Raw genomic sequence first — 26,760 nt, 5'->3', positions numbered from 1 at the left:
TTTTAGCTTGACGCGAATGGCTTGCGAACCCCGTCCTGCTAAAAATATGCTGATCTTTAGGCTTTAGCTGAAGAAAGTTGTTAATCAGGAAATTGGTTAAGGCGGGATAAACAAAAAGCGGTGTATCCGCCGCGGGCGGGCGGATACTTGTTGTATAGCTGTATTATCTAAAGGAGTAACCTTTATTGAGCTGCCGGCGCTTCTAACGATTCCGTAGGTTTTTCGCTTGTGGGTTGGTCGGCGGCTGGCGATTCTTCAGTTGGGGCAGCTTCTGTTCCGGCATCAGGTGCTGGTGTTTCACCGATTTGTGGGGCCGCAGGTGCTTCGATTGGAATCAGGATTTCGACTTGAGCGCCGGCACGCAGGTTTTCCATCATCGTTTGAACTTTTTGACGTTGCAAGTAAGGCGTTATTTGCTCTTTAACTTCTTCTAGCGCCGGCATGGTTTGTTGGCGTGAATCTTCTCTCAAGATAACGTGCCAGCCGAATTGGGTTTCAACCGGTTCGCTTGTGTATTTGCCGTTTTCAAGCGCGATGACTGCTTCGGAGAATGGCGTTACCATTTGACTTGGTGCAAACCAGCCTAGGTCTCCGCCTTCCGGGCCTGAAGGTCCGGTAGAAGTCTTTTTAGCCAGTTCGTCGAATTTTGCGCCTTTATCGAGTTGTGCGATAATTTTTTTCGCTTCATCCTCGGTTTTTACCAAAATATGGCGAGCTTTGTATTCCATGTTGTTTTCGCCGCCGACATTTTTTTCGTATTCGGCTTTAATTTCCTCATCGGTCACCGGATTCGATTTTAGATAGTTTTGTAAGGCGGCCTGCGAAAGCAAGGATTTTCTAACGACGTCCATTCTTTGAATAAACTCGGGCGATTTGTCGAGTTGTTTTTGCAGTGCTTCTTGGACCAGCAATTCCCGTTGAACTAATTCCTCGATTAACTTATCTTTCGGAAAAGATTGGCCTTGGGTGCGTTCGGCAATGTCACTTTCAAGCTCTTGCAATGCGGTTTTGCTGATATAGACGCCGTTGACCGAAGCGACTGCATCGGCTTTATCGACTTTGGGCGCCATGGGCGCTGTCGTTGAGGACTGTTGGTTGTCGCAACCGGCTACAAGCGAAGCGCCGATTAAAAAGAATGGAACGAGTTTATTGGTCATTTAGGTTTCCTTTGTAAGTTTCACGGGTTGGTGTATTCGCTGGGGCTCATCGCATTTATGCCTAAGGCATGAATTTGTTGTTTCATCATATCGCCCAACGCTTTATAAATAAGTTGGTGGCGTTGCACCAAGGTCTTACCTTCAAAAGCCTCGGATACGATCGTGACATGGTAATGGCCGCCGCCGCTTTGGGCGCCGATATGGCCGGCATGGGCCGCGCTATTATCTATGATTTCAATTTGCTCGGGCTTGAGTGAGTCGTTGAGCAGTTTTCTAATTACTTCGGTAGTCATTGAGGTAATACCTTTTTAAATGGTTTAACGGTAACCTTTGCGTAAACGCCGGCTTCCAGGTAGGGGTCGGCATCGGCCCATTGCTTGGCTTCTTCAAGATCGGAGAATTCGGCGACGACCAGGCTGCCGGTAAAACCGGCATCTCCCGGATCGTCACAGTCTACGGCGGGATGGGGGCCGGCTAAAATTAATCGGCCTTGGTCTTGGAGTTCTTGTAGCCTGGCAAGATGAGCCGGTCTGGTCGATTTTCTTTTGTCCAAGCTGTTATCGGTATCAGTGCTGATAATTGCATAGAGCACGGTTTATTCCTCGGTATCCGGCATATGTTTATAGAGATAAAGCATTTGTAATACGATAAAAACAACCATCAAACCGGGTACGCCGAAGGTTTTGAAATTAACCCAGTCGTCGGTGTTGAAGTTGTACATCACATAAAGATTGATAAAACCGACGCTGATAAAAAACAAGGCCCACATTAGATTAAGCCGTCGCCAGATCGGCGATGGCAATGTGATATTGGCGGACATGATGCGTTCGATAAACGGCTTTTCGCCGAAGAACTGGCTAGCCAGAAAAGCAAGGCCGAACAGCCATTCGACAATACTCAATTTCCACTTGATGAATTGCTCGTCTTGCAAATAAATTGTTGCGCCGCCCATGACCAGAATTAGCCCCAGTGTGACCCATTGCATCGTTTCGACTTTTCGATATTTAAACCAAGTGAAGGCGACTTGAAGAATGGTTGCGACAATGACTACAGCCGTGGCTATATAGATATCGTAAAGTTTAAACGCGATAAAAAATAAAATGATAGGGAAAAATTCAAAAAGTTGCTTCATGTCGATTCAATTGATGGGTTTATACGTAAAAATCAATACCGGCTACCAATTGAGCGCGCTGATCTTGCATCGGCTGGTTGAGGGTTGTGGTGTAAGCATTGACGGCATTTAATAATCGTGTGTTGATGGGGTTTTCGCTTCTGTCGGTATTAAGCATGGCGATGTCGGATAATCCGGCATTGTCTAATAGCTGTTCTACTTCCTCGGGCGTTTGAGTTGCCTTTGCCGAATGTTGTAAGGGCTTATCGGAGTTTACGCGCTTATTTTCAGGTTGATTTTGGACAGTATCCTGCTGTCCTGCGTTTTGCGGGTTTAATTTAAGCGCGGAAGTGTTAAGCGAAGTTACATGTATTTCCATGTCAAGGCATAATGCAATGGAAAATTGAGTGCTATTGTAGAATTAATCCGCTTGATTGTACATGCTTGGCAATGGCTTTCTGGTAGAATAATTCAGTTTTAAAGAGGTGTTATCGTGGATAAGCAGATTCAAACCGAACTCGAAGCGGCCGCCTTTAGGCGCCTAGTCGAGCATTTACAAAGCCATCCGGAAGTTCAGAATATCGATTTGATGATTCTGGCCGATTTTTGTCGTAATTGCCTGGCGAAATGGTATTCGGGGGCCGCGAAAGATAAGGGGGTCGAGATTGATTATGATCAAGCCCGGGAAATTATTTACGGCATGCCTTATGCCGATTGGAAGACGCGCCATCAAACCGAAGCGACGCCCGAACAGTTAGCGGCCTACGAGCTCAAGCAAAAAGGAAAAAAACATGAGTAATGGTAGTTCTTATGATGCAATGTTTTCCGGAATCATCGGGCGTGATTACGACATGTTGCAGCGCATGAGTCCATTATCGGCTGAAATGAGCAAAATAGTCGGTCGTGCAGTCAAGCATTATGCCGATAAAGCCGGGCGGCCTTTGAATGTTGTAGAGTTAGGCGGTGGTACTGGCATCACGACGCTGGCTATCTTGTCGTCCAACGACGATATGATAGTCACAAGCATCGATAGCGAGCCGACGATGCAGAATCAAGCTAAGGAAAACCTAAAGCAATGGGTCGATAATGGACGCCTATTTTTCAAACTTGACGATGCCTACAGTGCATTAACGAAAATGGCTGACAACAGCGCGGATGTTTTGGCAACGGCATACACCGTTCATAATTTCGAACACAGTTATCGCGAGCGCGTCATCGAACAAATTTTTCGAGTTTTAAAGCCGGGCGGACAATTCATCAATGGCGATCGTTATGCTTTGGACGATATTTTCGAGCATACCCGTACCGTTCAAGAAGAAATCAGCGGTTTTTTCGAGGTATTGATCGGTGAAAATAAACCGGACTTGCTTGAACAATGGATCATTCATTTATTTAACGACGAATCGGAAAATCACGTCATGCGCGAAGGCATTTCGCTAAAGCAGTTGGAGGAAGCCGGTTTTGTCGATATTGCCTTAAATCAGCGAATGAAAGTCAATGCTTTGGTTACCGCCGTTAAACCTATTTAACACGAGCTTTTTTCAATAATGAATATCACTGATTATATGCAGTCACTCGGCCGCGAGGCCAGAAAAGCCGGCAGAGTTTTGAGCCGTACCGAAACCGGAATAAAAAATGCGGCCTTGCTGGCTATCGCCGAAGAACTCGAAAATAACCGGGAATATTTGATTCAACAAAACGGCAAAGACGTTCAATCGGGTATCGACAATGGGCTCGACGCGGCCTTGTTGGACCGATTGGAATTGAAAGACAAAGGCATTGCTGGGATGGTTGAAGGATTGCAACAAGTTGCAGCTCTACCCGATCCGGTCGGCGAAATCAACGATATGACCTATCGGCCCTCCGGCATTCAGGTCGGTCAGATGCGCGTCCCGTTGGGCGTGATCGGCATTATTTACGAGTCGCGTCCTAATGTCACGGTCGACGCGGCCGCACTCTGCTTGAAATCCGGCAATGCCTGTATTCTTCGTGGCGGGTCGGAGGCGATCCATTCGAACAAGGCAATCGCCGAATGCATTGGCAAAGGTTTGGAACGGGCCGGCTTGCCTGCTACGGCTGTACAGGTGATCGAAACGACCGACCGTGCGGCGGTTGGCGAATTGATTACGATGTCGGATTTCGTCGATGTGATCGTGCCGCGCGGCGGTAAAGGCTTGATCGAGCGCATATCGAAAGAAGCGACGATTCCGGTTATCAAACACCTGGACGGCATTTGTCATGTCTATATCGACAGTGAAGCCGATCTCGACAAAGCTGTTTCGATCGCGGTCAATGCGAAGACGCACCGCTACGGTGTTTGTAATGCGATGGAAACACTGTTGGTGCACGAAAGCTTGGCTTCACAAATTTTGCCCGGCCTGTCGGCGAAGTATCGGGAGAAAGGCGTCGAATTGCGCGGCTGTCTTAAAACCTGTTCATTGATACCGAATTGCCAGCGGGCCGTTGAGGAAGACTGGCAAACCGAATATCTCGCGCCGATTCTGTCGATCAAAGTGGTTGCCGGTTTCGATGAAGCTGTCGAGCATATCAATCGATACGGGTCCGCGCATACCGATGCGATTGTGACCGAAAACTACACGCTAGCCAGACGCTTTTTGCGGGAAGTCGATTCGAGCTCGGTCATGGTCAATGCGTCGACGCGTTTTGCCGACGGATTCGAATACGGCCTCGGCGCCGAAATCGGTATCAGTACCGACAAGTTGCACGCGCGGGGGCCGGTCGGTTTAAGCGGCTTGACTAGCTTGAAATACATCGTGCTCGGCGATGGCCACGTTCGGCAATAAATGATCGGTATTTACGGAGGCACGTTCGACCCGATTCATTTCGGTCATTTGCGGACCGCGCTCGAAGTCAAAGAAATTTTCGCGCTGGACGAAATTCGCCTGATCCCTTGCTTTATTCCGCCTCACCGCGATAGCCCCTCGGCACCCGCTTCGATGCGGTTAAGGATGCTGGAATTGGCGCTGGAAGATCGTACGAATATGACGGTCGATACGCGCGAGATCGACCGGGGCGGTCCTTCCTATATGGTTGAGACATTAATATCTTTGCGTGCCGAGATCGGCGAACGGCCTTTATTGCTATTTATCGGCGCCGATGCCTTTACGGGTCTTACCGCTTGGTATCAATGGCAACGCTTGTTTGAATTCGCGCATGTTGTCGTGATGACACGGCCGGGTTTTAATGCGCAGACAATTGACGAGTTTTTGACCAACCGTTTGACCGAAGATCGCCAAGTCTTGAATGAATATTCGGCAGGGTATTTATTTTTTCAGTCGGTTACCCGTCTCGAAATTTCCGCAACCGCCATTCGGCAAATCATAGCTAAACATCGGGATCCGGGTTTTTTATTGCCCGAGTCCGTCATACAATACATCCGGCAACATAAACTTTATTAGCGCTAATTCGGCGCGAATTTGATAGGAATTTGAATGCAAACAGAAGCGTTATTGAAAATAGTCCAGGACGTTTTGGACGAAAGGAAGGGTCATAATATCACCGTGTTGGACGTCCGGGGTAAGACCAGCGTGACCGATTACATGATACTGGCAACCGGCACATCCGATCGACATATCAATGCCATGGCCGATTATGTTTCGGAAAAAGTCAAGGAAAACGGGCAGAAACCATTAGGGCAAGAAGGCGGTATCGGAGCGGATTGGGTATTGCTGGATTTGGGCGACGTGATCGTTCATTTGATGACCGATCAAGCGCGTGCGTTTTATCAATTGGAAAAATTGTGGTCGGTCGAACAGAAAGCCGAAGCGCTGGAGGCTCTGCAAGACTGATTTATTTGTTGCCATTATTAGGAGTCACTGATGACCGATCAATTGAAATCTCCTGTCTCACGTTTATTCGACGAGATGGGAATTAAATACGAATGGATCGAAATCCCTCTCGACCCTGATAAAAAGCCGGTTCGGTCACTCGAAGAGGTCTTGGCAGTCATCAGTCGCGATCCTGAGCAAATTGTACGCAGTTTATTGTTTCGAACAGGGTCCGGCGATTTTGTTTTGTTGGCGGTCGCCGGCGGCGGCCGCGTCGATTGGGGCGTGCTGCGCAAACAGTTAAGCGAACGCCGTTTGGCAATGGCGGAACCGGAAGAGGTCTTGCAAGCAACCGGTTTTCCGATTGGCGCGGTACCGCCTATTGCTTTACCCGATTCGATTCGCATACTCGTCGATGAAGGCGTTTTTAATTACGCACGGGTTGTTATTGGCAGCGGCATATTGGGATATGCTTTAGATATCAATGCCGACGATTTGCGCCGGGTCATGTCGAGCGCCGCTGTCGGGAAATTTGTAAAAGCTTCCTAAAAATTAGCCGTATCTGTTATTGGTAGTCAAAAGGAGATTCAATGAGCGCCGTCATTTTCGAATCGACGATTACCTGCCCAAACTGCGGACATGCCGAAACGGAAACGATGTCGACCGATGCCTGTTGGTACTTTTACGAATGCAAGACCTGCGGAACCCTGCTCAAACCGAAACCCGGCGATTGCTGCGTGTTTTGCTCTTACGGTTCGGTCAAATGCCCGCCGATTCAGCAACAGGGCTCGTGTTGCGGCGGGTAGTCCAGAATTGACTGACTAAGCGCCAGGATTGGTTTGTCTTGAAAATTTCAAGCTTCATCAGTCAAGCCGCTATCAAGCCGAGATATTTCACAAAAGGTTCGAAATCACGGTCGATGTAAAGAAGAGGAAGTCGGTACTCGATACAATAAGTCGCAATGATGACATCATTCGTTTTTCTGATAGTGATGCCTCTTTTGCGTAAAGTTCGAAAGTTTTGCGCGCATTTTTCGACCATGCCGCTATTGAATATGGAGTATTGATCGATCGAGGCCAATCTTTCTTTGGCTATCTGATAGTCCTTATCGCTTTTGAAACCTTGCAGTATTTCCAGAAAAATCAGGTCGGCAATCGCAACTGTGCCCTCGATTAGCGCGGCATCCAGTGCGTCGGTTTGAGCATTGATGTTGCCGTTGAAATAATCTATCCAGACACTGGTATCGACCAATATCATTTTCCACCTCGCATCTCGTCCAGATTCCCCTCCCATTTGAGTCGGCCTCTCAATTTGCGAATAGCTTGTTGGTTGCTGCGCTGAACGATCAGTTTAAGACCTTGCTCCACGACTTCTCTTTTGGTTGTCAGACCGCTTGCCTTGAGGGCTTCGGTCATGAGTTCATCGTCGATTACTATATTGGTTCTCATGGGATTGCAATGTGTGTAAAAGCAGATAATTTACACATTTAGAAGCTCGATTGATACAATATGCGTTTTTTCATATATACTATGTTCACTATGCTGACACCGGTCCAATTTTTCAAATGCCTTGCCGACGACACCCGTCTGCGCTGCGTGACCTTGCTGCACCTTGAAGGCAAACTCTGCGTCTGCGAATTGACGGCGGCCTTGGCTCTGTCGCAGCCGAAAATCTCGCGGCATTTAGCCTTGTTGCGTCAATCCGGTTTGTTGCTCGACAGCCGCGAAGGGCAGTGGGTGTTTTACCGTATCAACCCGGATTTGCCGGGCTGGGCCTATCCGCTGCTCGACGACGCGTTGAAAGCGGTTCAATCGGGCGTATCCTTCGGAAACGATCTGGATCGCCTGCGGCAGATGGGCTGCCGTCCGGAAATGGCGTTTTGCGACTAAAAATTTTGATTTAAATATATGCTTATTCGAATAACAAATTATTAATAACTACCATTTAGGATCAAACATGCTAAACATTCTGATTGTCTGTACCGGTAATTCCTGCCGCAGCGTCATGGGCGAAGCCCTGTTCAATCATCACGGCCAGGGCCGCATCCAAGCCTTTTCGGCCGGCAGTCATCCGATAGGACGGATCAACCAGGGCGCGCTGGCGACTTTGAAGCGTCACGGCTTGCCGACCGAAGGCTATCAAAGCCAGTCCTGGGAGGATTTCGAGCATCAGCCGATGGATATCGTGATCACGGTCTGCGACAGCGCACACGGCGAAACCTGTCCGGTTTATCTGACCAAGGCAGTACGGGCGCATTGGGGGGTGTCCGATCCGGGCCATGTCGAAGGCAGCGAGGAAGAGAAAATTGCCGCGTTCGAGCAAACCTTCGCGACGCTGGAGTTGCGCGTCAAGACCATGCTTGAGCTGCCGTTGGAAGCGATGCCGCGCGACGAATTGACCCGTAAACTCAACGAAATCGGCCAGTTGTCGGCTTGAGAGCCGTGAGGAGGCATTATGACCGAAAAAACACATGATATAGGCTTTTTCGAACGTTACCTGACATTGTGGGTGGCGCTGTGCATCGTCGTCGGCATTCTGCTCGGCGTGTTCGCACCGGAGTTTGCGAAGACACTCGACGGTATGAGTATCGATGTGAATGGCGCGCCGGTCGTGTCGATACCGATCGCGGTGTGTCTGTTCTTCATGATGTATCCGATAATGGTCAAGATCGACTTCGCCGAAGTCGTCAAGGCCGGCAAAAGCATCAAGCCCGTGTCGCTGACCTTGTTCGTCAACTGGGCGATCAAGCCGTTCACGATGTACGCCATCGCCACGTTATTTCTGGGCGGTGTGTTTTACGAACTGATCGGCGCCGATGCGGTCGATCTGGTCAAGATGCCCTTCGGCCTGGATTTGCCGGTCGGCAGCGAATACGGTTCCGGTACCGTCGTGTTGCAAGACGGCATCAAGATGCTCGAAGTGCCGCTCTGGCGCAGCTATCTGGCCGGTTGCATTCTATTGGGCGTCGCGCCCTGCACGGCGATGGTGCTGGTTTGGGGATATCTGGCGCGCGGCAATGCCGGTCACACGCTGGTCATGGTCGCGATCAACTCGTTAGTGATGCTGTTCTTGTTCGGCCTGATCGGCGGCTTTTTGCTCGGCGTCGGCGAGTTGCCGGTGCCTTGGGAAGCTCTGTTGCTGTCGATTGGCATTTACGTCGCGCTGCCGCTGTTCGCCGGCTATTATTCGCGCAAATGGATTATCGCAAGTAAGGGACCGATTTGGTTCGAAAAGAAATTCTTGCATCTGTTGACGCCGGTTACGATCGGAGCGTTACTGTTGACGCTGGTCTTGCTGTTTTCGTTCAAAGGCGACGTGATTACCGCGAATCCGTTGACGATTCTATGGATTGCGATACCGTTGACGATTCAGACTCTATTGATTTTTGCGATCACCTATCTGGGCGCGAAATTGTGGGGTTTCAGTTATGAAAACGCCGCGCCTTCTGCGCTGATCGGCGCGTCGAATCATTTCGAAGTCGCGATCGCAACCGCCGTGATGCTGTTCGGTTTATCGTCCGGCGCGGCGCTCGCCACCGTCGTCGGCGTTTTGATCGAAGTACCGTTGATGCTGGCCTTGGTCGGTTTCTGCAAAAAAACGAAAGGTTGGTTTTCCGAAGAGACAGTCAAGCAATCAAGTCGGTAAGGCGGGTTTTATTTATACCTATCGCACTTCAAATTTCGGCATTAGCGTATGGAGGCGTCTGGGTGTTCGGCAAAGGCTTTGGCAGCATGGATGCTGTCCTAGAGCCTACATGGACGTATTCACGGCGTCCTTTGACGGGCACCCCGACGCCGAAATTTGACTAGCAAAGGGTATAGTCGTCTGTAAATCCGTCATAGTTTAATAAATTTTTTCAATTTCAAAAGGGTGAATAACTATGAAAAACATCGAAATATTCGACCCGGCGTTGTGCTGCAGCTCCGGCGTGTGCGGCGCCGATGTGGACGAAGCATTGGTGACATTCTCGGCCGATGTGGATTGGCTGAAACAACAGGGCGGAAACATTGTCCGCTACAACCTGTCTCAGCAGCCGATGGCGTTTGTCGACAACAAGGTCGTCAATGGTTTCCTGGAACGTTCCGGCGAGCAAGGGCTGCCGCTGGTGTTGGTCGACGGCGAAATCGCGCTGGCCGGACGCTATCCTTCCCGGGAGGAATTAGGGCGCTGGTGCGCCATCGAGATTGTGCCTACCGAAAGCAAGGCCGCCGCTTCCGCTTGCTGCAAACCGGGTTCCTGTTGATTGCCGATCATGAATTTTTTACAGCAGCTTCCAAAGTTTTTATTCTTCACGGGCAAAGGCGGCGTCGGTAAAACTTCCTTGTCTTGTGCCACGGCGGTGCATCTGGCCGATGCCGGTAAGAAGGTATTGCTGGTCAGTACCGATCCCGCGTCGAATGTCGGTCAGGTTTTCGGCACCGCTATCGGCCACCGCATCGCGCCGATTTCTGAGGTCGGTAATCTCGAAGCACTGGAAATCGATCCGGTGCAGGCGGCCGCGCTGTACCGCGAGCGCATCGTCGGTCCGATACGCGGAAAATTGCCGGAATCGGCGGTCAACAGCATCGAAGAGCAATTGTCCGGCGCCTGCACGACCGAAATCGCCGCTTTCGACGAATTCACCGCTTTACTGACCGATGCCGAACTGATCAAACGTTACGATCATATCGTCTTCGATACCGCGCCGACCGGACACACGATTCGCCTGCTGCAATTACCCGGTGCTTGGGGCAACTTCATCGAAAGCAATCCCGAAGGCGCTTCCTGCCTGGGGCCATTGGCCGGGCTCGAAAAACAGCAGCAACGCTATCAACAGGCAGTCGCGGCCCTCTCGGATCCGTCGCGCACGCGCTTGGTTCTGGTGGCCCGCGCTCAGTCCTCTACTTTACAGGAAGTGGCGCGAACCAGCGGCGAGTTGGCCGACACCGGTCTGAGCAATCAATATCTGGTAATCAACGGCTGCATGCCCGAATCCGAAATCTCCGATCCTTTGGCCGAGGCGATCTTTCAGCGCGAAAGCCGAGCGCTCAAATCCCTGCCTGAGCCATTGCGTGAATTGAAGACCGATTACACCCGCTTGTTGCCTTGCAATTTGGTCGGCCTGAATGCATTGCGTTCGTTGTTGAATGAGGGTCATCAGACCGCCGAGGCGACCGACGGCAATTATCAATTACCCGACCTGCCTTCGTTGCAGGCGATGATCGACGAGATGGCTCAACCGGGTCACGGCTTGATCATGCTGATGGGCAAAGGCGGCGTCGGCAAAACCACGCTGTCCGCCGCGATCGCGATAGCTCTGGCCGAGCGCGGTTATCGGGTGCTTCTAACGACGACCGATCCGGCTGCACATTTGACCGAAACCCTGGCCGGCGAGATAGACAATTTGACGGTTAGCCGCATCGATCCGCAAGCGGAAACGGAACGCTATCGTCAACATATCCTGGAGACCAAAGGCAAAAAACTCGACACTCAGGGTCGAGCGCTGCTCGAAGAGGATTTGCGTTCGCCGTGCACCGAGGAGATCGCGGTATTTCAAGCCTTCTCGGGTGCCATCCGCGAGGCCTCGGCGCATTTCGTCGTGATGGATACCGCGCCGACCGGGCATACCCTGCTATTGCTGGATGCGACCGGATCGTATCATCGTGAAATCGCCCGGCACATGGAAGGCAAGTCGTTGCAGTTCACGACGCCGATGATGCGTCTTCAAGATCCCGAACAAACCAAGGTGTTGATCGCGACATTGGCCGAAACGACCCCGGTACTCGAAGCGGCGAACCTGCAGGAGGATCTGCGCCGGGCCGGCATCGAGCCCTGGGCCTGGATCGTCAACAGCAGCTTGGTAGCGGCCCGGCCTACCTCGGCTTTGCTGCGGCAACGCGCAAACGAAGAGCAACAGCAATTGGCCTTGATACGGCAAGACCATGCCGAGCGACTGGCCATCGTGCCCGTGCAAATGCGGGAGCCGGTCGGCGTGGAGCGTCTGCGAGCCCTGTTGTCATCAAAATAATAATGGATCAGGCAAAGGAAAATTAAAAAAGTATTGACAAGCGATTAACTATTGATATTTGGTTCTTCGCTTTGTTGTTCCAGCCAGGCTCTCCATACCGCCAATAATACCGCTAGGATGATTGGGCCTAAAAATAACCCGACCGCTCCGAAAGAAGCCAAGCCGCCGAGAACGCCGAAAAAGACGACTAAAAAAGGAACGCGGCCCGCACCGCTGATAATAATCGGACGGACAACGTTGTCGATAGTACTGACCACTAACGAACCCCATAGAAGTACACCTATTCCATCCGAGACCCGGTCGATAAAAATTAATGTGGTGCCGATTGGTATCCAAACCAAAGCGGCCCCCACCATCGGTACCAAAGCCAGTAAGGCAGTAATTGCGCCGAAGAGGGCAGGGGCCTGAACATCAGCGATATAAAAGCCCAAACCGGCTAAAAGTCCTTGACTCAATGCGGTAAGAACCAAGCCGTAAACGACGGCGCTAGTGGTATTGGCGATAGCGTGTAGGTAAATATCTTGATGTTTGCCGAGAAATTGCACCAAACCTTTATGGAGTTGCTCCATAACATCTTCACCATCTCTAAAACAAAAAAATAGCGTGACAGTTACGATCCCGATTTTCATGATGTAATAACCGAGTCCCCCCATGATTTTACCCAGATAACCTAGCGATTGCCTTGCCAAGTCGGTTATCTGTGCGGTAAGGCTAGCCCGGTCGCTAATCAGTCGATCTAGCCAATCTTGCAAATAATTGCCTAGCCAGGGAATGCGTTTGATAGGTTCAGGTAATTCGTAAGGGCCTTGCAATAAATTAAATGCCAATGCCTGATAGGCGATTTTAATTTCTTCTTGTAGGAGTGTGGCAAGTCCGAATACTGCCAGGATAATGATCATGGCAATGATGCCGGTCATGATCGACGCGCTGAGATTGCCGTTATCTTTTAATGAAGTGCGCAGCCGCCGATAAGCCGGCCAAGTCGCATAGGCAATGATGAAAGCCCAAGTTAGCGATAATAAAAATTCGCTCAATACCCAATAGCCCAAGAGTAATAATCCGGCCAATAAAATACCGGGAATTAAATAGCGTAAAGGCGAATTAGCCGCAAAATAATTCATCTGCGCTCGATAAAAGATGTCATGAAATAATCGTTCATCATATCATCGTTATTGCAAAATGCCTGATTTCGGTGAATGGGGAGGAATTACTAATCATTTTTCAATGAAAGTATATTTCAAGCGTTAAATTTACGTACTACTCCCTTTTTTTTCTTAAGTGGTTTTTTAATCAAAAGGGAGTAGAACATTATCTCGCTTATTGTAGCCTTAGCTGTGTCTCGAAGGTTTTCCCGTTTCGCCATACTAAGATTTTAATTGCATCGCCGGCGCTGTACTTATCCAACATATCCAATAAGGTTTCCATGTCTCGGACCGATTTATTTTCTACAGAGAGGATAATATCTCCGGGGATGATGTTGCCGGCATCATCGATGGAACTGCCTTTCAGTCCGGCCTTGTCGGCTGGAAACCCCTGCTTGACTTCCAAAATCAACAAGCCTGTCACCCCGAGATTTTGCGTGATCATCGCGCTGATACGGTTGTCGGAACCGATACCGATGACCGGTCTGATATAGCGCCCTTTGTCTATCAGCATCGGCACGATTCTATTAATAGTGTCGACCGGCACGGCAAAACCAATGCCGGCGCTGGCGCCGGATGGACTAAAAATGGCGGTATTGATACCGATCAATCGGCCTGCGCTATCGAGTAAGGGCCCGCCGGAATTGCCGGGATTGACGGCAGCGTCGGTTTGAATCAAGTCATCGTAGGTTTGGCCTGGACCGGGCGCTATCGAACGGTTGAGAGCCGAGATAACGCCGGTAGTCAGTGTATGATCCAAACCGAACGGATTGCCGATTGCAAAGACCGATTGCCCGACCTTGAGCTCCTTGCTGGAACCGATAGGGATAGGCGTAGTTTTGTCGAAAGGGACCAAAATACGGAGGACGGCGAGATCGTGCTCGGGGCTCGTTCCGACCAACGAAGCGCGAAGGTTGCGTTGGTCTTGAAGGCGGACCCAAGCTTCCGAGGCGCCGGCCAATACATGATGATTGGTCACGATAAATCCGCGTTCATCCCAAAAAAAACCGCTGCCGCTGCCTCTGGGGACGCGTGTAACATCTCGCGTCCAGGGGTTGACGCGTCTGCCGATCGTGCTGATATTGACGACCGAGGGACTGGCTTGCTCAAAAATCGATATCGTGGTTAATTCCGTTTCGGTGAGGGTGCCGCGCGGCGTGACGGCTCGCGGCTCAGCGCTTTTCGGGCTGAACAGCGTTGGATAATGCTGCAAAATATAGACAGCGGCAAAAAGAATGATCGCGCCGAATACGGCCAGACGGATCAGTCTCAATAATTGAATGAATAAAGTGGATGGCATGGTGTATTGGCGGGGCATTTGCTATTAAAGTTATGGCAAACTTTATCAGGAATTACGTAAAAGGGTTAAAGCTATTGCATCTGAACGTTGCTATGCCGGCATGTACTCATTGTTAGCATTGAACATAAATTATTCGAGCAATCTAGCCCGTCAAAGGACGCCGTGAATGTCGATTTTGCAGGAGCAAAAATCGACCTAGCACCCCGGTGCCTTCTTAGGCACTGCCAAAATTTGAAGTGCGAAAGGTATAACTTCTACCATGAAGAAAACAACACCTCGCTAAGTATAAAAACGTTCACGATATTCGGGATCAAAACGCATAAATCATTCGCCAAGATCCAAGCCAATTGGTTTCTTTGCGATTGGCTTGGCTTAAGCCTACGCCGAATTGTAATGTTGCGTGATTGGTGATATCCCAATGAATTTGCGGCATCAACAAATAAGTCCAGTCGGACTTTTCGCGAAACTCATTATTCATTTCAATGCCAAAAGTTAAATCCTGGGAATAATCATAAAACCAAGTCGTGTTGAATAAGCCCACGAAATGCCCGTCGCGCTCCATATCGTCGCGCCTCATTCCGATCATATTAAAATTGCTGATCTCGGAATTAAAGCGATAACCGGCCAAATACAGTGCATCGATGGAATATTTTTCGGTATCGCGGTCGTGATAACCGATCATTTGCCAGCCGTGTATGAAGTGATCGTTAAAACCGGTGCCGATCGTGCCTTGCAGACCTAGTTTGTATTCGCTTAACCTTAAATTGTCGAAAGGCAGTTCAAATTCGATGGCAAAGTCGTCGAATAACCCGAATTCGAATTCCGGCGCCCATTCGGTATTGCCAGTACGTAGCGAGTGCTCGGCTAGCACGTTAACTTCAGCATCGCCTTGCCTGACTCCGAGCGGTCGCACCATATCGAAGACCATCGGTTCGGGAATATGGGGGGCGCCGCTACTGAGCGCGGCATCGCCTTCTTCGGTTCTCATCGTTTCGGCACTGGCCGTTTGGATAGTATGTAAGCAGGCGAGGGCGGTTAGCAGAATGATATTGAATGGCGAAGCCGGTGAGTTGGTTGAATGCATGGTTTCTCCTGAACGCAAAACGGAATCCTGTAAAACAAATAGGTTTGAAATTTCTCTTTAAAAAATTTTAGACAATAAACGATTAAACTTACATCTTGCTTGCAAGATTATCATTCCAGCAATTCTCTGTGAAAGCATTGTTATCGTGTTTACTCTTTTCATACTGAAAAATCATGCGACTTCATGGAAGGTGTGGGGTGAGTCTGCATCATAGGCGTTAACTTAAGAAAATAACGCGTCCCATGCCGATATGACGAATAATGCACCATAGAGTAAGCACTAAATTGGCGCTTATGGGGTGTGCCTGTTGAGGAACGCCTTAAAATCAAGCGGCGCTTTTGACGGCGTTCTTGCTGTCAAAAGCTTCCACCGTCTCCCTCTGTGCCTCCGATAAACCGGCTCACTTCTGTGTTGGTCATTGATCATTCAATGGCGGCATAAACCCGTCGGAATTCCGATTACCAGTGTAACGCCCTAAGTATGGGGAATTTTTTCCGTTGATGTTCTTGCATTCTTATCATGACATTAATCAGGGCCTGCAGTGCATCGAGAATATAGGGACCTTTGTTCAACATCACGCATTCGGCACGAACCGCCATCGCTGCATCGGTAAATTCGGGGCGCGATTTAGCGCCTTTTTTGGCAATGGTTTCCAAGACCTGTGTCGCCCAAATAACCGGTACGTGAGCGGCTTCGCAAAGCCATAGCAATTCTTCTTGGATTTCGGCGAGCCGAGCGCTACCCAATTCCACAGCCAAATCGCCTCGAGCGATCATGATGCCGAGACTGTGCCGGCCTATCGTGCCGAGAATGATCTCGGGCAGATTTCTAACGGCTCGGTTGGTTTCTATCTTGGCGATGATCGGTAAATCGGTCGCGCCGCGTTGCGCCAATTCTTCGATCAAACATTCCATATCGGCAAGAGATTCGACAAACGAAAAGCCGATCATGTCGGCGTGCGTACAGGCAAAGTTGAGATCCTCTCTGTCTTTATCGCTTAAAGCGGGTAAGTCGAGTTCGGTTTCGGGAAAATTAATGCCTTTATCGCTTCGTATCGTGACGCCATTGCTGCGAGCGTGAGTGATTTTAAGCAAAACGCCTGCCTCGGTTAGCTTGTCAACCACGGCACCCACTTTACCGTCGTCTATCCAAACCGCTTGGGTGGGTTGGAGTTTGCTAATGGCTGAAGACAATGTACAGCCGATTTGAGCCGGTTTTATCGGTACGCCACTTTCGTCGTACTGTGCCGGTGCACCGTCGATGCCGTGATCGGTCAGCAATAAAAAGTCGTCCTTGAAAACCTTGATCAATTTCGGAGCGCCGGAAAACTCGCCTAAACGATAAACAACCTCGGGAATGTTTTCGTTTTCGGCAATAGGCGGCATCCAAGTAAGATCGCATCCTGAGGGTAAAAAAGCCGGCTGGCCGCAACAAGCCAACCATGCTTGTTCGGATATCGGCTTCTCAATCGTTAGCATACGTTGTTTGCCGCGCGCATCGACGAAACCGAGGCGGTGGCCTGCGGCCAAGACCTTAAATAATTCCGTTGGGATGGCGACTCGAAACAGCGTGTCTTCGCCTTCGAGTAACGGTTCCGAGCATGCCGCATCGAACAATACGATTCGTCCAGGTTCGACGACGTTACCGTAAGCGTCCCGCTTGACCTTGATGTGATGGATCGCGGGACCGAGCTCAATAGGTCCGGTTCTTATTTTGTGTCCGGCTAAGTCCATCAAGATACGGCAATCCCTCCCAATTTCGACTTCGGCGCGGCGGATGTTTCTGATCATGGAATGCCAGATAATGGGTTCGTCGTGGGCGCAATTGATCCGTGCGCAAGTCATGCCCTTCGAAAGCAGCGCCTTGATTAATTTGTAATCCCATGCCGCTTCGCTTGCAAGCGTGACCATGACATGGGCTTTGCTGTTTTCGAAATGCGAACCGAACAATTCGACCGTGTGTTGATCGAGTAGTTGCTGACCTCGATTGAAGCCGAGTTCGCTGGGGTTTTTACCGATTGCTTGATAGCCGGGGTCGAGCGCTCTATGCAATAAATCTATGACCGTATCCAGTGTCGACATGACGGACGACTCGGCGCGGCCCAATGAGGATAGCCCCGCTTGGGCGAGCCGTTCCTGTAAATGGCGCAGATCGAATTGCCGAAGCGCCAGGTAGTGAGCCAAGTTCGACGCGCTTTTCGTCAAAACGCCGGACCGGTAATACTGCGTGTAATTTTGTAAGCGCTTCTCGGCATTGAGGCCGACTTTATGCCGGATTTCCGCTATGTCTTGGAGCAATTGGGACAAAATTTCACGATAGGGGTCGTTATCGAACGGGAAGGAATGATCTTTAGCGGTCGTAGTCATGATTAAGCATCAAAAAAATGTTGCGGCGAGACGGTGTTCGATTTTAGCCGTGCTTTTTGACAACTTGATGAACCTTCGGGCTATCGTTGAATCGGCCAAGTATTCAATCATCTGTCATGTTGTTGTCATATTGAGGCATTAAAGTTTCTCGTATATCCATTTCATCATTATTTCCGAATATCATGAATAAACAACTTCTCGTATTTGCCGCGTTAGCCTTAATGACCGCTCATTTCACAGCTTCGGCTAGGAACGTGCGCGACAATATTGTTATTGTCGGTTCTTCGACCGTTTATCCTTTTACCACCGTGGTCGCCGAGCAGTTCGGCAGAATGACTCGATTCAGGGCGCCGATCGTCGAGGCGACCGGTTCCGGCGGCGGTTTGAAGCTGTTCTGTGCGGGCGTTGGTGTAAGACATCCCGATATCGCCAATTCTTCACGCAGAATCAAGAGTTCTGAATTCGCGGATTGCCAAAAGAATGGGGTGAGCAGCATCGTCGAAGTCAAGGTCGGTTATGACGGTATCACAATTGCTCGTTCCAACAGAGGAAAAGCGTTTGATTTAACGTTGAAGCAGTTGTTTTTAGCATTGGCGAAGGAAATTCCCGATCCGGATGGTTCCGAAAAAACCGTTCCCAATCCTTATACTAATTGGCGGCAAATCGATCCTTCATTACCTGATTCCGCTATCGAAGTCATGGGGCCGCCGCCGACTTCCGGCACGCGCGATGCGTTTGTGGAATTAGCGATGGAGGGCGGTTGCCAAGCCTTTCCATTCATCAAAGCTTTGAAAGACAGTAATGAAAGCGCCTATAGAACGATGTGTCATTCGATACGAGAGGATGGCGCGTACGTTGAAGCCGGTGAAAACGATAACTTAATCGTGCAAAAGCTGGATACCAATCCGAATGCTCTGGGGATATTCGGTTTCAGTTTCCTGGACCAGAACACCGACAGGCTTTTCGGGTTGAAAATCGATGGTGTCGAACCTGATTTCGATGAAATCGCTTCCGGTGCATATCCGGTTTCCAGGTCGATGTATATTTATGTAAAAAAAGCGCATGTTCCGATGATACCGGGGTTAAAAGAGTTTCTGGAGGAATTTACCAGTGAAAAAGCCTGGGGCGAGGAAGGTTATCTTACAGATAAAGGCTTGATTCCAATGCCGGTAGATGAGCGTAAGCGATTTGCCGATGATGTCCGGAATTTGAAGGAATTGGAGATGTGAAGGGAAAGGTGAAAGGTGAAAGGTGAAAGGTGAAAGGTGAAAGGTGAAAGGTGAAAGGTGAAAGGTGAAAGGTGAAAGGTGAAAGGTGAAAGGTGAAAGGTGAAAGGTGAAAGGTGAAAGGTGAAAGGTGAAAGGTGAAAGGTGAAAGGTGAAAGGTGAATCGGGGCTTGACAGCTACTCGAAATGCTGAATCATTTCACTATTCACTATTCACTATTCACTATTCACTATTCACTATTCACTATTCACTATTCACTATTCACTATTCACTATTCACTATTCACTATTCACTATTCACTATTCACTATTCACCGCTTACCGCTTACCGCTTACCGCTTACCGCTTACCGCTTACCGCTTACCGCTTACCGCTTACTGCTTACCGCTTACCGCTTACTGCTTACTGCTTACTGCTTACTGCTTACTGCTAACTAAATCTTAACCAACGACGGTAACTGATTTTTCAAAAGACATGCAAACCCCTTATTTATTGTTTACTTTGCTGATTATAAGCATCCTCGCTTATTTTATCGGCAAGATGCGGTCGGCGACCGTTGTTGAAGGTGCGCTCCGGGAATTGCATTCCTTGCCTGCGTATTACGGATATTACACTGCGCTTTGGGGATTGATACCGGGTTTGTTCATTATATTGACCTGGTTGTCGTTCGAACCCGCATGGTTGTCTTATCAAACCGTTGCGGCACTACCGGAGGAAATCCAAAGTCTGCCGAGCAGCAAGCTGAATCTTCAACTCAACAAAATCAAAAATTTTGCCGCAGGCATGCAGGTTGCCATACAGGTCGATCCAATCATCGCCGAAGCCGCCGAACGCTATAACCAACTCCGAAAAATTAGTAGAACCACGTTGACCCTCGTGGTTTTAATCTGCTCCCTGGCCGGTATTTGGTTGGCGCATAAAAAAATCAGCAAGGATTACCGGGCCCGTAACGTTGTCGAAAAGATCATGACCGGGCTCATGATATTAGCTTCGACGATCGCAATATTCACGACCGTCGGCATCGTCGCATCGGTAGTATTCGAATCGTTATTATTTTTCAGGCAAGTGCCGTTTTTCGATTTTTTGTTCGGTTTGGAATGGAGTCCTCAGACGGCCTTACGCGCAGATCAAATCGGATCTTCCGGCGCATTTGGCGCGGTCCCGTTATTTGCGGGCACTTTGCTGATTTCGTCCATCGCCTTGATTGTCGCGGTGCCGATCGGCTTAATGTCAGCCATCTATCTCTCGGAATTTGCCGGTTCGAAACTTCGTGCTACGGCCAAGCCGACGCTGGAAATTCTCGCGGGTATCCCGACTGTCGTTTATGGCTTTTTTGCCGCGTTGACAGTTGCGCCATTTATTCGCGAAACCGGCGAATCATGGGGTTGGGTCGTGTCATCGGAAAGCGCTTTGGCTGCAGGCTTGGTGATGGGCATCATGATTATTCCGTTCGTATCTTCGTTATCCGACGACGTCATCAATGCCGTGCCGCAGTCTTTGCGCGATGCGGCCTATGCCTTGGGCGCCACGCAAGCCGAAACGATCAAACAAGTGATTTTACCGGCTGCGTTGCCGGGTATTGTCGGCAGTATTTTGTTGGCGGCTTCAAGGGCCATCGGCGAAACGATGATCGTAGTCATGGCGGCGGGATTGGCTGCCAACTTGACGGCCAATCCGCTGGAAGCGGTCACGACGGTGACGGTGCAAATCGTGACCTTATTGGTTGGGGATCAAGAGTTCGATAGCCCGAAAACACTGGCTGCGTTCGCGCTGGGTTTGATGTTGTTTGTCGTGACCTTGGCTTTGAATGTGATTGCATTGCATATCGTTAGAAAATACCGGGAGCAATATGAATAATCGGACTGATTCATTATCGACAATGGAAAAAGTTCGCAAAGGCATTGCGAAAAGGCGTTCAGCCGAACGTCGATTCCGTTTTTATGGATTGACCGGCATCGTTTTAGGCTTGGTCTTTGTGTTGATTCTGTTTATCAGTATCATCGGCAAAGGATATAGCGCATTTCAACAAACTCAGATCGCGCTGGATATCGAGTTTTTAGAATCCGTGATCGATCCGGATCAAACGCGCGATAATAAGGTGATATCGAGAGCCGATTACAATTCCCTGATAAGAAAGTCATTGAGTAAGGCCTTTCCCGAAGTTAAAGGGCGCCGCCAAATACGCGATCTGAACCGGATGATCAGTACCGGCGCGATGTTTCAATTGCGCGACCGGGTACTGGAAGACCCCAGTGTGATAGGCCAAAGCGAAAGGATATGGCTCCTGGCCAGCGACGATTACGACATGTTGATGAAAGGTCATATCGATGGCACTGTTCCGGAAAGCGAGCGCCGTTTGAAAGATCATCAAGTAGCTTGGGTCGACCAATTGCTTGAACAGGGCCGAATCAAGAAGCGCTTCAACACCTTCTTTTTCACTTCAGGAGATTCTCGGGCTCCCGAGATGGCCGGTATACGCGGAGCCTTGATGGGTTCCATGTACACATTATTCGTCACGCTGGTGCTGTCGTTTCCGATCGGCGCCGCGACAGCTGTGTATCTGGAAGAGTTTGCGCCAACTAATAAATGGACCGATTTGATCGAAGTCAATATCAATAATCTCGCGGCGGTGCCGTCGATCGTATTCGGATTATTAGGCCTTGCGATGTTCATCAATTTTTTCGGTTTGCCTCGTAGCGCGCCGTTGGTCGGCGGACTGGTGCTGACCCTGATGACCTTGCCGACTATCATCATTGCAGGACGCGCCGCGCTAAAATCGGTGCCTCCGTCGATTCGCGAAGCGGCGCTTGGCATGGGCGCGTCAAAATTACAAACGGTCTTTCACCATGTTTTGCCGTTGGCGCTGCCGGGCATGTTGACCGGTACCATCATCGGCATGGCTCAGGCGCTCGGCGAAACCGCACCGCTATTGATGATAGGAATGGTTGCTTTCATCGTCGATATACCGAAAGGCATTTTCGACTCGGCGACGGTGCTGCCGGTGCAAATTTATCTTTGGGCGGATAGTCCCGAAAGGGCTTTCGTCGAGCGCACTTCGGCGGCGATCATGGTTTTGTTGGCGTTTTTGATTTCTATGAATGCAATTGCGGTGTTTTTACGCAAGCGATTCGAGCGGCGTTGGTGAACATTTATCAATGCGGATATTTTCGCCAAACACACTCCGCACCCTCAATTTCCCGAGAACTTTCATCATCCGGAGATTGCCAGGTCTTCATGAACGTTAGGTGCTTTTTCGATCGGATAGAAGTTAAACATTATGAATACTGTAACTCAATTAAAACCGAAATCGGTTTCCCGCATGAAAACACTCATAAGTAAAAATATCTCTGTTAAGCCATTGAATCTACAAGGTGAAATGGGTGCGACAGTCGGGTCGATACATGCCGACAATCCAAGGATAACTTGCCGTAATGTCAATGTGTTTTATGGAGAGAACCATGCGATACAAGATATCAATCTGGATATCGGCACGAATGAAGTCATTTCGTTAATCGGCCCATCCGGTTGCGGCAAATCGACTTTTTTACGTTGTTTGAACCGAATGAACGACACAGTCGAAAGTTGCCGGGTGAACGGCGAAATCAAGATCGATAATGTCGATGTTTATTCCAAGCACATGGATGTCGTTCCGCTTCGCGCGCAAGTCGGCATGGTGTTTCAAAAACCCAATCCATTCCCGAAATCGATCTACGACAATATCGCTTACGGCCCGAAAATCCATGGGCTGGCTTCGACAAAGGCCGAATTGGATCAAATCGTCGAGTCCTCGTTGCGCAAGGCCGGCCTCTGGGACGAAGTCAAAGACCGGCTCCACCAGCCCGGTACCGGATTATCGGGCGGACAACAACAGCGTTTGTGCATCGCTCGGACTTTGTCGGTCGAGCCTGAAGTTATTTTGATGGACGAGCCCTGTTCGGCATTGGACCCGATTGCGACCGCGAAAATCGAACAATTGATCGACGAACTGCGACAGCGTTATACGATTGCGATCGTGACTCATTCGATGCAACAGGCCGCACGGGTATCGCAGCGTACGGCTTATTTTCATCTCGGTAAATTGATCGAGGTCGGTAAGACCAGCGATGTATTTACCAATCCTTTGCACGAATTGACACAGGATTACATTACCGGAAGATTCGGATAAGCCAACCGAAGCGGCTAATTATTTAAACCAAGATCATAATTTATGAAAGAACATACGGTTCATCTGTTCGACGGCGAACTCAGCCATTTACATTATCTGGTACTGGAAATGGCCGGCTTGGTCATCGATCAATTGGATACGGTCATGACGTCGCTCGATGAAGGCGAGGTCTCTATCGCCGAAAAAGTGGTGGCACGGGATCGGGAAGTTAACGAATATGAGCTAAAAATCGACGCCGAGGTTCTGTCGATTCTTGCTAAACGCAGTCCGGTTGCTAATGACCTGCGCAAAGTGATTTCCATTTCGAAAATCGTTGTGGACTTGGAAAGGATCGGCGACGAGACGGTTAGAATAGCGAAATTGATCATCGACATGTTCGACCCGCAAACCAGCGATCCGAATCCTCAGTTACTCAGGGACATCGTCAGGATGGGCACAATGGCGCGCGGCATGCTCAGAAAAGCGACCGACGCTTTCGATACCGGTAATCTGGATGATGCTTACGTGCTTATCAGGGGAGACTGGGATTGCGGACAAGAATTTCAAGACGGTATTCGCCGGCAACTGACCTTCGTGCTTCAGGATGCCCGCTTGATCGGTAGAGCTCTGGATATCCTGCAAATCATGAAAGCGCTCGAGCGCTGTGGCAATCATTGTATCAATATCGCCGAATTCATGATTTTCATGGTTGAAGGTAAGGATATTAGGCACCGGCATTGAATAAACCTAACGTTCATGAAAGCCCGGCAATCACCCCGGCAAATGAAAGTACGAGACGTGGGGAGGGCGCGGTCACTCGCCCGACAGGACGCCGTTAATACGTCCATGTAGGCTCGATGGCGGCTACCCTGCCGCCAACGCCTGTCGATCGAGCAACCGCACCCTCTCCGGAACCGGCATTGCCAGAACAGAGATTTGTATATCGAAAAATTAGATAATGAATCCAAATTTACGAACTTTCACAGTAACGTTCATGAAGACCTGGTCATCGCATCGGCAAATGAAAGTTCTCTGGTGGCGGAGGGTGCGGTCACTCGCCCGACAGGACGCCGTGAATACGTCCATGTAGGCTCGACGGCGGCTGTCCCTGCCGCCGACGCCTGTCGATCGAGCAACCGCACCCTCTTCGGAACCGGCTTAACCAGGCCGGTGAAAGTGTTGTAGCCCCTTCATGCTTCGACTTTACTCAGCACGAACGGTCTACAACACATGCCAACTGCTCTTTTTTGGATGAAGGTTTAAAAGGACGTGGATTTCTGCCTTAACGGCAAGCGATTCAGTTGGCAAAAAACTCACAAAGTTTCCGGGCACCTTCCGATTAGCATCAGTCCGGAGCATCAACCATGTTGCACTAACGTTCTCACTTTTTGTTCGACTGTAGCCCACGAAATCAAAATCGGCTTGCGAAAAACCGTAATCGTCAAAATATCTTCCTGCAGCATATAGTCGGCTTCTATGCCGAAGCCTTTTATGATGCCTTGTTCAATATCGCCTAAAAATTGTAAGCCGTAATTTTCAGCGGCTTGTTTTGCTTTGTGAATCAGATCTTCCGGCTTTTCGATGATTTTTAACTGTATCGATTTAGGTTTTTTCATGTTTTTATAATTTCGTTTGAAAGTCGAAAACAGAACGAGTTGCTCGGTATTATAAAGGCGAAAAAATAAAACGGAACCGGTTAATTGATTCTGAAAACGCAATAAGCGTTATGAATGGCATTTATTTATACCCATCGCAGATCAAAATTCGGCACCAGGGTGTCCGTCAAAGGACGCCGTGAATACATCCCTGTAGACTCTATGCCAGCTCCATGCTGGCAAAGCCTTTGCCGCACACCCTGGCGCCTCTTCAGGCACTGCCGAAATTTGAAGTGCGAAAGGTATACTGGGATTCATAAATGGTTTCTTAAAAAAGTTTCGATATGTCGGCTTAATTCGGCATTGTCGTCTTCAACAAATTCATAACGCGCGCGTACAATCGGTTTGTCGATAGCGATCAAGGCCGATAAGTCGTATGGCGTGGCCGAAACGACGAGTTCTATATCGGCGGCATTCAAGGTTTGTTGCAATGCCTTTAATTGCGAAGGATGATAACCGACTGCCGGCAGCACCTTGCCGATATGCGGATATTGTCGGTAAACATCATTTAACCGTTCGGATGCAAATTCTCTCGGATCGACGATCTCGGCGTAGTCGATGCCGGCAAAAACGGTATTGCCGAGCGACAAATGGGGTTCGTATTCTTCCCGCTCTTCGATCGTGCAATCGGCACGATCGAGGTCGGCCATGCTGGTAAAACGTTGCACGGCTTGTTTTTCGAGGTCGCCGTAAGGCATCGGATGGCGGATTACTGCGGTTTTAAGGCCGTGGGCTTTCAATAATTTCGAAAGCCATTGCGTGACTTGCGACTTGCCGCAACCGGTGCTCACCGCGCAGCAAGCGATGACCGGGACCGAAGCTTGCAATTGCGTGTGTTTGGGGCCGAGCAGGGTAAAATCGGCTCCGCCGGCCAGCGCGATCAATGCTTGATGCATCACTTGTCTGTGTGGGACATCGCTGTAGGCAAAAATTGCTTGGTCGATGTGTTGTTCTCGGCATAGGTCTGCCAATTCGATTTCATCGACGATAGGGATGCCTTCGGGATAAAATGGGCCGGATAACGCAGGCGGATAGCGTTTTCCTGCGATATCCGGGATTTGTGCGGCGGTAAATGCAACAATTTCATTGCCGGGATCGTTGCGGTAGACGACATTGAAATTATGAAAATCTCGCCCAGCGGCACCCATGATGAGGATTTTTTTGCGAACTGTTTTGTGAGACAGCTTAATTCATTTTGGTAGAAGGTAATTCACTCCAGCAATTCCCAGTTTGGAGATCAAAAAGGGTGTGGGGTATGCCTGTCGAGGAACGCCGTAAACCCATCCATGGGGGCTTGGCGGCAGCTCGAACGCCAAGGATGGCGTGAATGCAGATTTTGCATTACGCCAAGGATGGCGTGTAGTAGGGCAATGCAGGAGCAATTGCCGAGGAGCAAAAATCTGCAAGCGCTAAGGATGGCGTGAATGCAGATTTTGCATTACGCCAAGGATGGCGTGTAGTAGGGCAATGCAGGAGCAATTGCCGAGGAGCAAAAATCTGCAAGCGCCAAGGATGGCGTGAATGCAGATTTTGCAGGAGCAAAAATCTGCCCTGCTGCCGACATCCTCGCCAAGCATACCCCACACCCTTTTTGATCTCCAAATTGGGAATTGCTGAATTCACGCGAGATAGAGGATTTATATCATTTTCGAAGCCAAACCCTCTAGAATGAATTAAAACTCGGCAGCCTTCTGACCAATTTCGATCTCCGAAAGGCTATGGATACCTTTCGCACTTCAAATTTCGGCAATGTTCGAGGAGGCGTCGGAGTGTTCGACAA

General features: G+C 49.6%; 30 protein-coding genes. 17 read left to right on the top strand and 13 right to left on the bottom strand.

The genetic code is table 11. From position 1 onward, the window contains the following. Positions 1-182 precede the first annotated feature (182 nt). Genes EQU24_RS13790 through EQU24_RS13770 form a run of 5 tightly spaced genes read right to left on the bottom strand, consistent with a single transcriptional unit; the run spans position 183 to position 2,647 of the window. Positions 183-1,157, bottom strand: a complete 975-nt coding sequence (locus EQU24_RS13790; RefSeq protein WP_017838942.1) for a peptidylprolyl isomerase — start codon at positions 1,155-1,157, stop codon at positions 183-185. A 20-nt stretch (positions 1,158-1,177) separates the two neighbouring features. Then, positions 1,178-1,450 carry a BolA family protein gene (locus EQU24_RS13785; RefSeq protein ID WP_017838943.1) on the bottom strand — a complete coding sequence of 91 codons (273 nt, stop codon included), beginning with the start codon at positions 1,448-1,450 and terminating at the stop codon, positions 1,178-1,180. Further along, positions 1,447-1,749, bottom strand: a complete 303-nt coding sequence (locus tag EQU24_RS13780) for a YciI family protein (protein ID WP_017838944.1) — start codon at positions 1,747-1,749, stop codon at positions 1,447-1,449. The genes EQU24_RS13785 and EQU24_RS13780 overlap by 4 nt, the downstream gene beginning before the upstream one ends. A gap of 3 nt (positions 1,750-1,752) precedes the next feature. After that, on the bottom strand, positions 1,753-2,289 hold the full coding sequence (locus tag EQU24_RS13775; protein ID WP_017838945.1) for a septation protein A: 537 nt from the start codon (positions 2,287-2,289) through the stop codon (positions 1,753-1,755). A gap of 19 nt (positions 2,290-2,308) precedes the next feature. Beyond that, on the bottom strand, positions 2,309-2,647 hold the full coding sequence (locus EQU24_RS13770) for a hypothetical protein (protein WP_017838946.1): 339 nt from the start codon (positions 2,645-2,647) through the stop codon (positions 2,309-2,311). A 114-nt stretch (positions 2,648-2,761) separates the two neighbouring features. Between EQU24_RS13770 and EQU24_RS13765 the strand changes: the two genes are divergently transcribed. Genes EQU24_RS13765 through EQU24_RS13735 form a run of 7 tightly spaced genes read left to right on the top strand, consistent with a single transcriptional unit; the run spans position 2,762 to position 6,862 of the window. Next, on the top strand, positions 2,762-3,067 hold the full coding sequence (locus tag EQU24_RS13765) for a DUF1244 domain-containing protein (RefSeq protein WP_014148322.1): 306 nt from the start codon (positions 2,762-2,764) through the stop codon (positions 3,065-3,067). Then, entirely contained in the window at positions 3,060-3,797 is a 738-nt protein-coding gene (locus EQU24_RS13760) for a class I SAM-dependent methyltransferase (protein ID WP_017838947.1), read from the top strand. The genes EQU24_RS13765 and EQU24_RS13760 overlap by 8 nt, the downstream gene beginning before the upstream one ends. Before the next feature lie 18 nt (positions 3,798-3,815). Continuing rightward, on the top strand, positions 3,816-5,072 hold the full coding sequence (locus EQU24_RS13755; protein ID WP_017838948.1) for a glutamate-5-semialdehyde dehydrogenase: 1,257 nt from the start codon (positions 3,816-3,818) through the stop codon (positions 5,070-5,072). Next, positions 5,073-5,687 carry a nicotinate-nucleotide adenylyltransferase gene (nadD, locus tag EQU24_RS13750; protein ID WP_017838949.1) on the top strand — a complete coding sequence of 205 codons (615 nt, stop codon included), beginning with the start codon at positions 5,073-5,075 and terminating at the stop codon, positions 5,685-5,687. Between the two features lie 33 nt (positions 5,688-5,720). Continuing rightward, positions 5,721-6,077 (top strand): ribosome silencing factor, encoded by a 357-nt coding sequence (gene rsfS, locus EQU24_RS13745; protein ID WP_014148326.1) that lies wholly within the window; start codon positions 5,721-5,723, stop codon positions 6,075-6,077. A 30-nt stretch (positions 6,078-6,107) separates the two neighbouring features. Further along, positions 6,108-6,605, top strand: coding sequence for an aminoacyl-tRNA deacylase (locus EQU24_RS13740; protein ID WP_017838950.1), 498 nt, complete (start codon positions 6,108-6,110; stop codon positions 6,603-6,605). A 41-nt stretch (positions 6,606-6,646) separates the two neighbouring features. Next, entirely contained in the window at positions 6,647-6,862 is a 216-nt protein-coding gene (locus tag EQU24_RS13735) for a GDCCVxC domain-containing (seleno)protein (protein WP_017838951.1), read from the top strand. A 61-nt stretch (positions 6,863-6,923) separates the two neighbouring features. On the opposite strand, the gene vapC is transcribed toward EQU24_RS13735, so the two are convergent. Together vapC and EQU24_RS13725 are read right to left on the bottom strand one after the other, a co-directional pair. After that, on the bottom strand, positions 6,924-7,313 hold the full coding sequence (vapC, locus tag EQU24_RS13730) for a type II toxin-antitoxin system VapC family toxin (protein ID WP_017838952.1): 390 nt from the start codon (positions 7,311-7,313) through the stop codon (positions 6,924-6,926). Continuing rightward, positions 7,310-7,504 carry a type II toxin-antitoxin system VapB family antitoxin gene (locus tag EQU24_RS13725; protein ID WP_014148330.1) on the bottom strand — a complete coding sequence of 65 codons (195 nt, stop codon included), beginning with the start codon at positions 7,502-7,504 and terminating at the stop codon, positions 7,310-7,312. Before EQU24_RS13725 ends, vapC begins: the two co-directional genes overlap by 4 nt. Before the next feature lie 90 nt (positions 7,505-7,594). Between EQU24_RS13725 and EQU24_RS13720 the strand changes: the two genes are divergently transcribed. From EQU24_RS13720 to arsA, 5 genes are all read left to right on the top strand, one after another. Beyond that, positions 7,595-7,945 carry a metalloregulator ArsR/SmtB family transcription factor gene (locus EQU24_RS13720; RefSeq protein ID WP_026129967.1) on the top strand — a complete coding sequence of 117 codons (351 nt, stop codon included), beginning with the start codon at positions 7,595-7,597 and terminating at the stop codon, positions 7,943-7,945. A 67-nt stretch (positions 7,946-8,012) separates the two neighbouring features. After that, positions 8,013-8,492, top strand: coding sequence for an arsenate reductase ArsC (locus EQU24_RS13715; protein ID WP_017838954.1), 480 nt, complete (start codon positions 8,013-8,015; stop codon positions 8,490-8,492). Positions 8,493-8,510: 18 nt separating this feature from the next. After that, complete coding sequence (arsB, locus tag EQU24_RS13710; protein ID WP_014148333.1) at positions 8,511-9,701, top strand: ACR3 family arsenite efflux transporter; 1,191 nt, start codon at positions 8,511-8,513, stop codon at positions 9,699-9,701. Positions 9,702-9,936: 235 nt separating this feature from the next. After that, positions 9,937-10,299 carry an arsenite efflux transporter metallochaperone ArsD gene (gene arsD / locus EQU24_RS13700; RefSeq protein WP_017838955.1) on the top strand — a complete coding sequence of 121 codons (363 nt, stop codon included), beginning with the start codon at positions 9,937-9,939 and terminating at the stop codon, positions 10,297-10,299. A gap of 9 nt (positions 10,300-10,308) precedes the next feature. Then, on the top strand, positions 10,309-12,063 hold the full coding sequence (arsA, locus tag EQU24_RS13695) for an arsenical pump-driving ATPase (protein ID WP_017838956.1): 1,755 nt from the start codon (positions 10,309-10,311) through the stop codon (positions 12,061-12,063). Between the two features lie 44 nt (positions 12,064-12,107). Here the strand turns inward: arsA and EQU24_RS13690 are convergent, their stop codons facing one another. From EQU24_RS13690 to EQU24_RS13675, 4 genes are all read right to left on the bottom strand, one after another. After that, on the bottom strand, positions 12,108-13,184 hold the full coding sequence (locus EQU24_RS13690; protein WP_017838957.1) for an AI-2E family transporter: 1,077 nt from the start codon (positions 13,182-13,184) through the stop codon (positions 12,108-12,110). A gap of 196 nt (positions 13,185-13,380) precedes the next feature. Further along, entirely contained in the window at positions 13,381-14,505 is a 1,125-nt protein-coding gene (locus tag EQU24_RS13685; protein ID WP_017838958.1) for a S1C family serine protease, read from the bottom strand. A gap of 310 nt (positions 14,506-14,815) precedes the next feature. Beyond that, positions 14,816-15,589, bottom strand: coding sequence for a hypothetical protein (locus tag EQU24_RS13680; RefSeq protein ID WP_014148338.1), 774 nt, complete (start codon positions 15,587-15,589; stop codon positions 14,816-14,818). Positions 15,590-16,047: 458 nt separating this feature from the next. Further along, entirely contained in the window at positions 16,048-17,955 is a 1,908-nt protein-coding gene (locus tag EQU24_RS13675; RefSeq protein ID WP_017838959.1) for a pyruvate kinase, read from the bottom strand. Positions 17,956-18,137: 182 nt separating this feature from the next. On the opposite strand from EQU24_RS13675, the gene EQU24_RS13670 reads away from it, so the two are divergent. The 5 genes from EQU24_RS13670 (at position 18,138) to phoU (ending at position 24,066) form a co-directional block, all read left to right on the top strand. Further along, positions 18,138-19,184: a PstS family phosphate ABC transporter substrate-binding protein gene (locus EQU24_RS13670; RefSeq protein WP_017838961.1), complete on the top strand. Its 1,047-nt coding sequence runs from the start codon at positions 18,138-18,140 to the stop codon at positions 19,182-19,184. Positions 19,185-19,655: 471 nt separating this feature from the next. Beyond that, entirely contained in the window at positions 19,656-21,038 is a 1,383-nt protein-coding gene (gene pstC, locus EQU24_RS13660; protein ID WP_017838962.1) for a phosphate ABC transporter permease subunit PstC, read from the top strand. Next, positions 21,031-22,326: a phosphate ABC transporter permease PstA gene (gene pstA / locus EQU24_RS13655; RefSeq protein WP_017838963.1), complete on the top strand. Its 1,296-nt coding sequence runs from the start codon at positions 21,031-21,033 to the stop codon at positions 22,324-22,326. Before pstC ends, pstA begins: the two co-directional genes overlap by 8 nt. Positions 22,327-22,500: 174 nt before the next feature. Continuing rightward, on the top strand, positions 22,501-23,346 hold the full coding sequence (gene pstB / locus EQU24_RS13650; RefSeq protein WP_040575408.1) for a phosphate ABC transporter ATP-binding protein PstB: 846 nt from the start codon (positions 22,501-22,503) through the stop codon (positions 23,344-23,346). Positions 23,347-23,388: 42 nt separating this feature from the next. Next, positions 23,389-24,066, top strand: a complete 678-nt coding sequence (gene phoU, locus EQU24_RS13645; RefSeq protein ID WP_017838965.1) for a phosphate signaling complex protein PhoU — start codon at positions 23,389-23,391, stop codon at positions 24,064-24,066. Positions 24,067-24,683: 617 nt separating this feature from the next. Here phoU and EQU24_RS13640 read toward each other — a convergent pair. Then, positions 24,684-24,941: a hypothetical protein gene (locus EQU24_RS13640; RefSeq protein WP_014148346.1), complete on the bottom strand. Its 258-nt coding sequence runs from the start codon at positions 24,939-24,941 to the stop codon at positions 24,684-24,686. Positions 24,942-25,234: 293 nt separating this feature from the next. Then, on the bottom strand, positions 25,235-26,128 hold the full coding sequence (locus tag EQU24_RS13635) for a hypothetical protein (protein WP_017838967.1): 894 nt from the start codon (positions 26,126-26,128) through the stop codon (positions 25,235-25,237). Positions 26,129-26,760: the final 632 nt, after the last annotated feature.

The sequence above is a fragment of the Methylotuvimicrobium buryatense genome, assembly GCF_005931095.1.
GTDB lineage: Bacteria > Pseudomonadota > Gammaproteobacteria > Methylococcales > Methylomonadaceae > Methylotuvimicrobium > Methylotuvimicrobium buryatense.
The sequence above is the reverse complement of the archived record's forward strand: the minus strand, read 5'-3'. Positions and strand labels throughout refer to the sequence as shown.

Coding starts and splice junctions, on each gene's coding strand:
- EQU24_RS13670 (WP_017838961.1), top strand. CDS start 18,138: ATGAATAAACAACTTCTCGTATTTGCCGCGTTAGCCTTAATGACCGCT.
- arsB (WP_014148333.1), top strand. CDS start 8,511: ATGACCGAAAAAACACATGATATAGGCTTTTTCGAACGTTACCTGACA.
- EQU24_RS13735 (WP_017838951.1), top strand. CDS start 6,647: ATGAGCGCCGTCATTTTCGAATCGACGATTACCTGCCCAAACTGCGGA.
- pstA (WP_017838963.1), top strand. CDS start 21,031: ATGAATAATCGGACTGATTCATTATCGACAATGGAAAAAGTTCGCAAA.
- EQU24_RS13775 (WP_017838945.1), bottom strand. CDS start 2,289: ATGAAGCAACTTTTTGAATTTTTCCCTATCATTTTATTTTTTATCGCG.
- EQU24_RS13640 (WP_014148346.1), bottom strand. CDS start 24,941: ATGAAAAAACCTAAATCGATACAGTTAAAAATCATCGAAAAGCCGGAA.
- EQU24_RS13715 (WP_017838954.1), top strand. CDS start 8,013: ATGCTAAACATTCTGATTGTCTGTACCGGTAATTCCTGCCGCAGCGTC.
- pstB (WP_040575408.1), top strand. CDS start 22,501: ATGAAAACACTCATAAGTAAAAATATCTCTGTTAAGCCATTGAATCTA.
- EQU24_RS13785 (WP_017838943.1), bottom strand. CDS start 1,450: ATGACTACCGAAGTAATTAGAAAACTGCTCAACGACTCACTCAAGCCC.
- EQU24_RS13675 (WP_017838959.1), bottom strand. CDS start 17,955: ATGACTACGACCGCTAAAGATCATTCCTTCCCGTTCGATAACGACCCC.
- EQU24_RS13740 (WP_017838950.1), top strand. CDS start 6,108: ATGACCGATCAATTGAAATCTCCTGTCTCACGTTTATTCGACGAGATG.
- nadD (WP_017838949.1), top strand. CDS start 5,073: ATGATCGGTATTTACGGAGGCACGTTCGACCCGATTCATTTCGGTCAT.
- EQU24_RS13760 (WP_017838947.1), top strand. CDS start 3,060: ATGAGTAATGGTAGTTCTTATGATGCAATGTTTTCCGGAATCATCGGG.
- EQU24_RS13685 (WP_017838958.1), bottom strand. CDS start 14,505: ATGCCATCCACTTTATTCATTCAATTATTGAGACTGATCCGTCTGGCC.
- EQU24_RS13725 (WP_014148330.1), bottom strand. CDS start 7,504: ATGAGAACCAATATAGTAATCGACGATGAACTCATGACCGAAGCCCTC.
- rsfS (WP_014148326.1), top strand. CDS start 5,721: ATGCAAACAGAAGCGTTATTGAAAATAGTCCAGGACGTTTTGGACGAA.
- EQU24_RS13720 (WP_026129967.1), top strand. CDS start 7,595: ATGCTGACACCGGTCCAATTTTTCAAATGCCTTGCCGACGACACCCGT.
- EQU24_RS13755 (WP_017838948.1), top strand. CDS start 3,816: ATGAATATCACTGATTATATGCAGTCACTCGGCCGCGAGGCCAGAAAA.
- EQU24_RS13770 (WP_017838946.1), bottom strand. CDS start 2,647: ATGGAAATACATGTAACTTCGCTTAACACTTCCGCGCTTAAATTAAAC.
- pstC (WP_017838962.1), top strand. CDS start 19,656: ATGCAAACCCCTTATTTATTGTTTACTTTGCTGATTATAAGCATCCTC.
- EQU24_RS13635 (WP_017838967.1), bottom strand. CDS start 26,128: ATGGGTGCCGCTGGGCGAGATTTTCATAATTTCAATGTCGTCTACCGC.
- EQU24_RS13680 (WP_014148338.1), bottom strand. CDS start 15,589: ATGCATTCAACCAACTCACCGGCTTCGCCATTCAATATCATTCTGCTA.
- phoU (WP_017838965.1), top strand. CDS start 23,389: ATGAAAGAACATACGGTTCATCTGTTCGACGGCGAACTCAGCCATTTA.
- EQU24_RS13790 (WP_017838942.1), bottom strand. CDS start 1,157: ATGACCAATAAACTCGTTCCATTCTTTTTAATCGGCGCTTCGCTTGTA.
- arsD (WP_017838955.1), top strand. CDS start 9,937: ATGAAAAACATCGAAATATTCGACCCGGCGTTGTGCTGCAGCTCCGGC.
- EQU24_RS13690 (WP_017838957.1), bottom strand. CDS start 13,184: ATGAATTATTTTGCGGCTAATTCGCCTTTACGCTATTTAATTCCCGGT.
- vapC (WP_017838952.1), bottom strand. CDS start 7,313: ATGATATTGGTCGATACCAGTGTCTGGATAGATTATTTCAACGGCAAC.
- arsA (WP_017838956.1), top strand. CDS start 10,309: ATGAATTTTTTACAGCAGCTTCCAAAGTTTTTATTCTTCACGGGCAAA.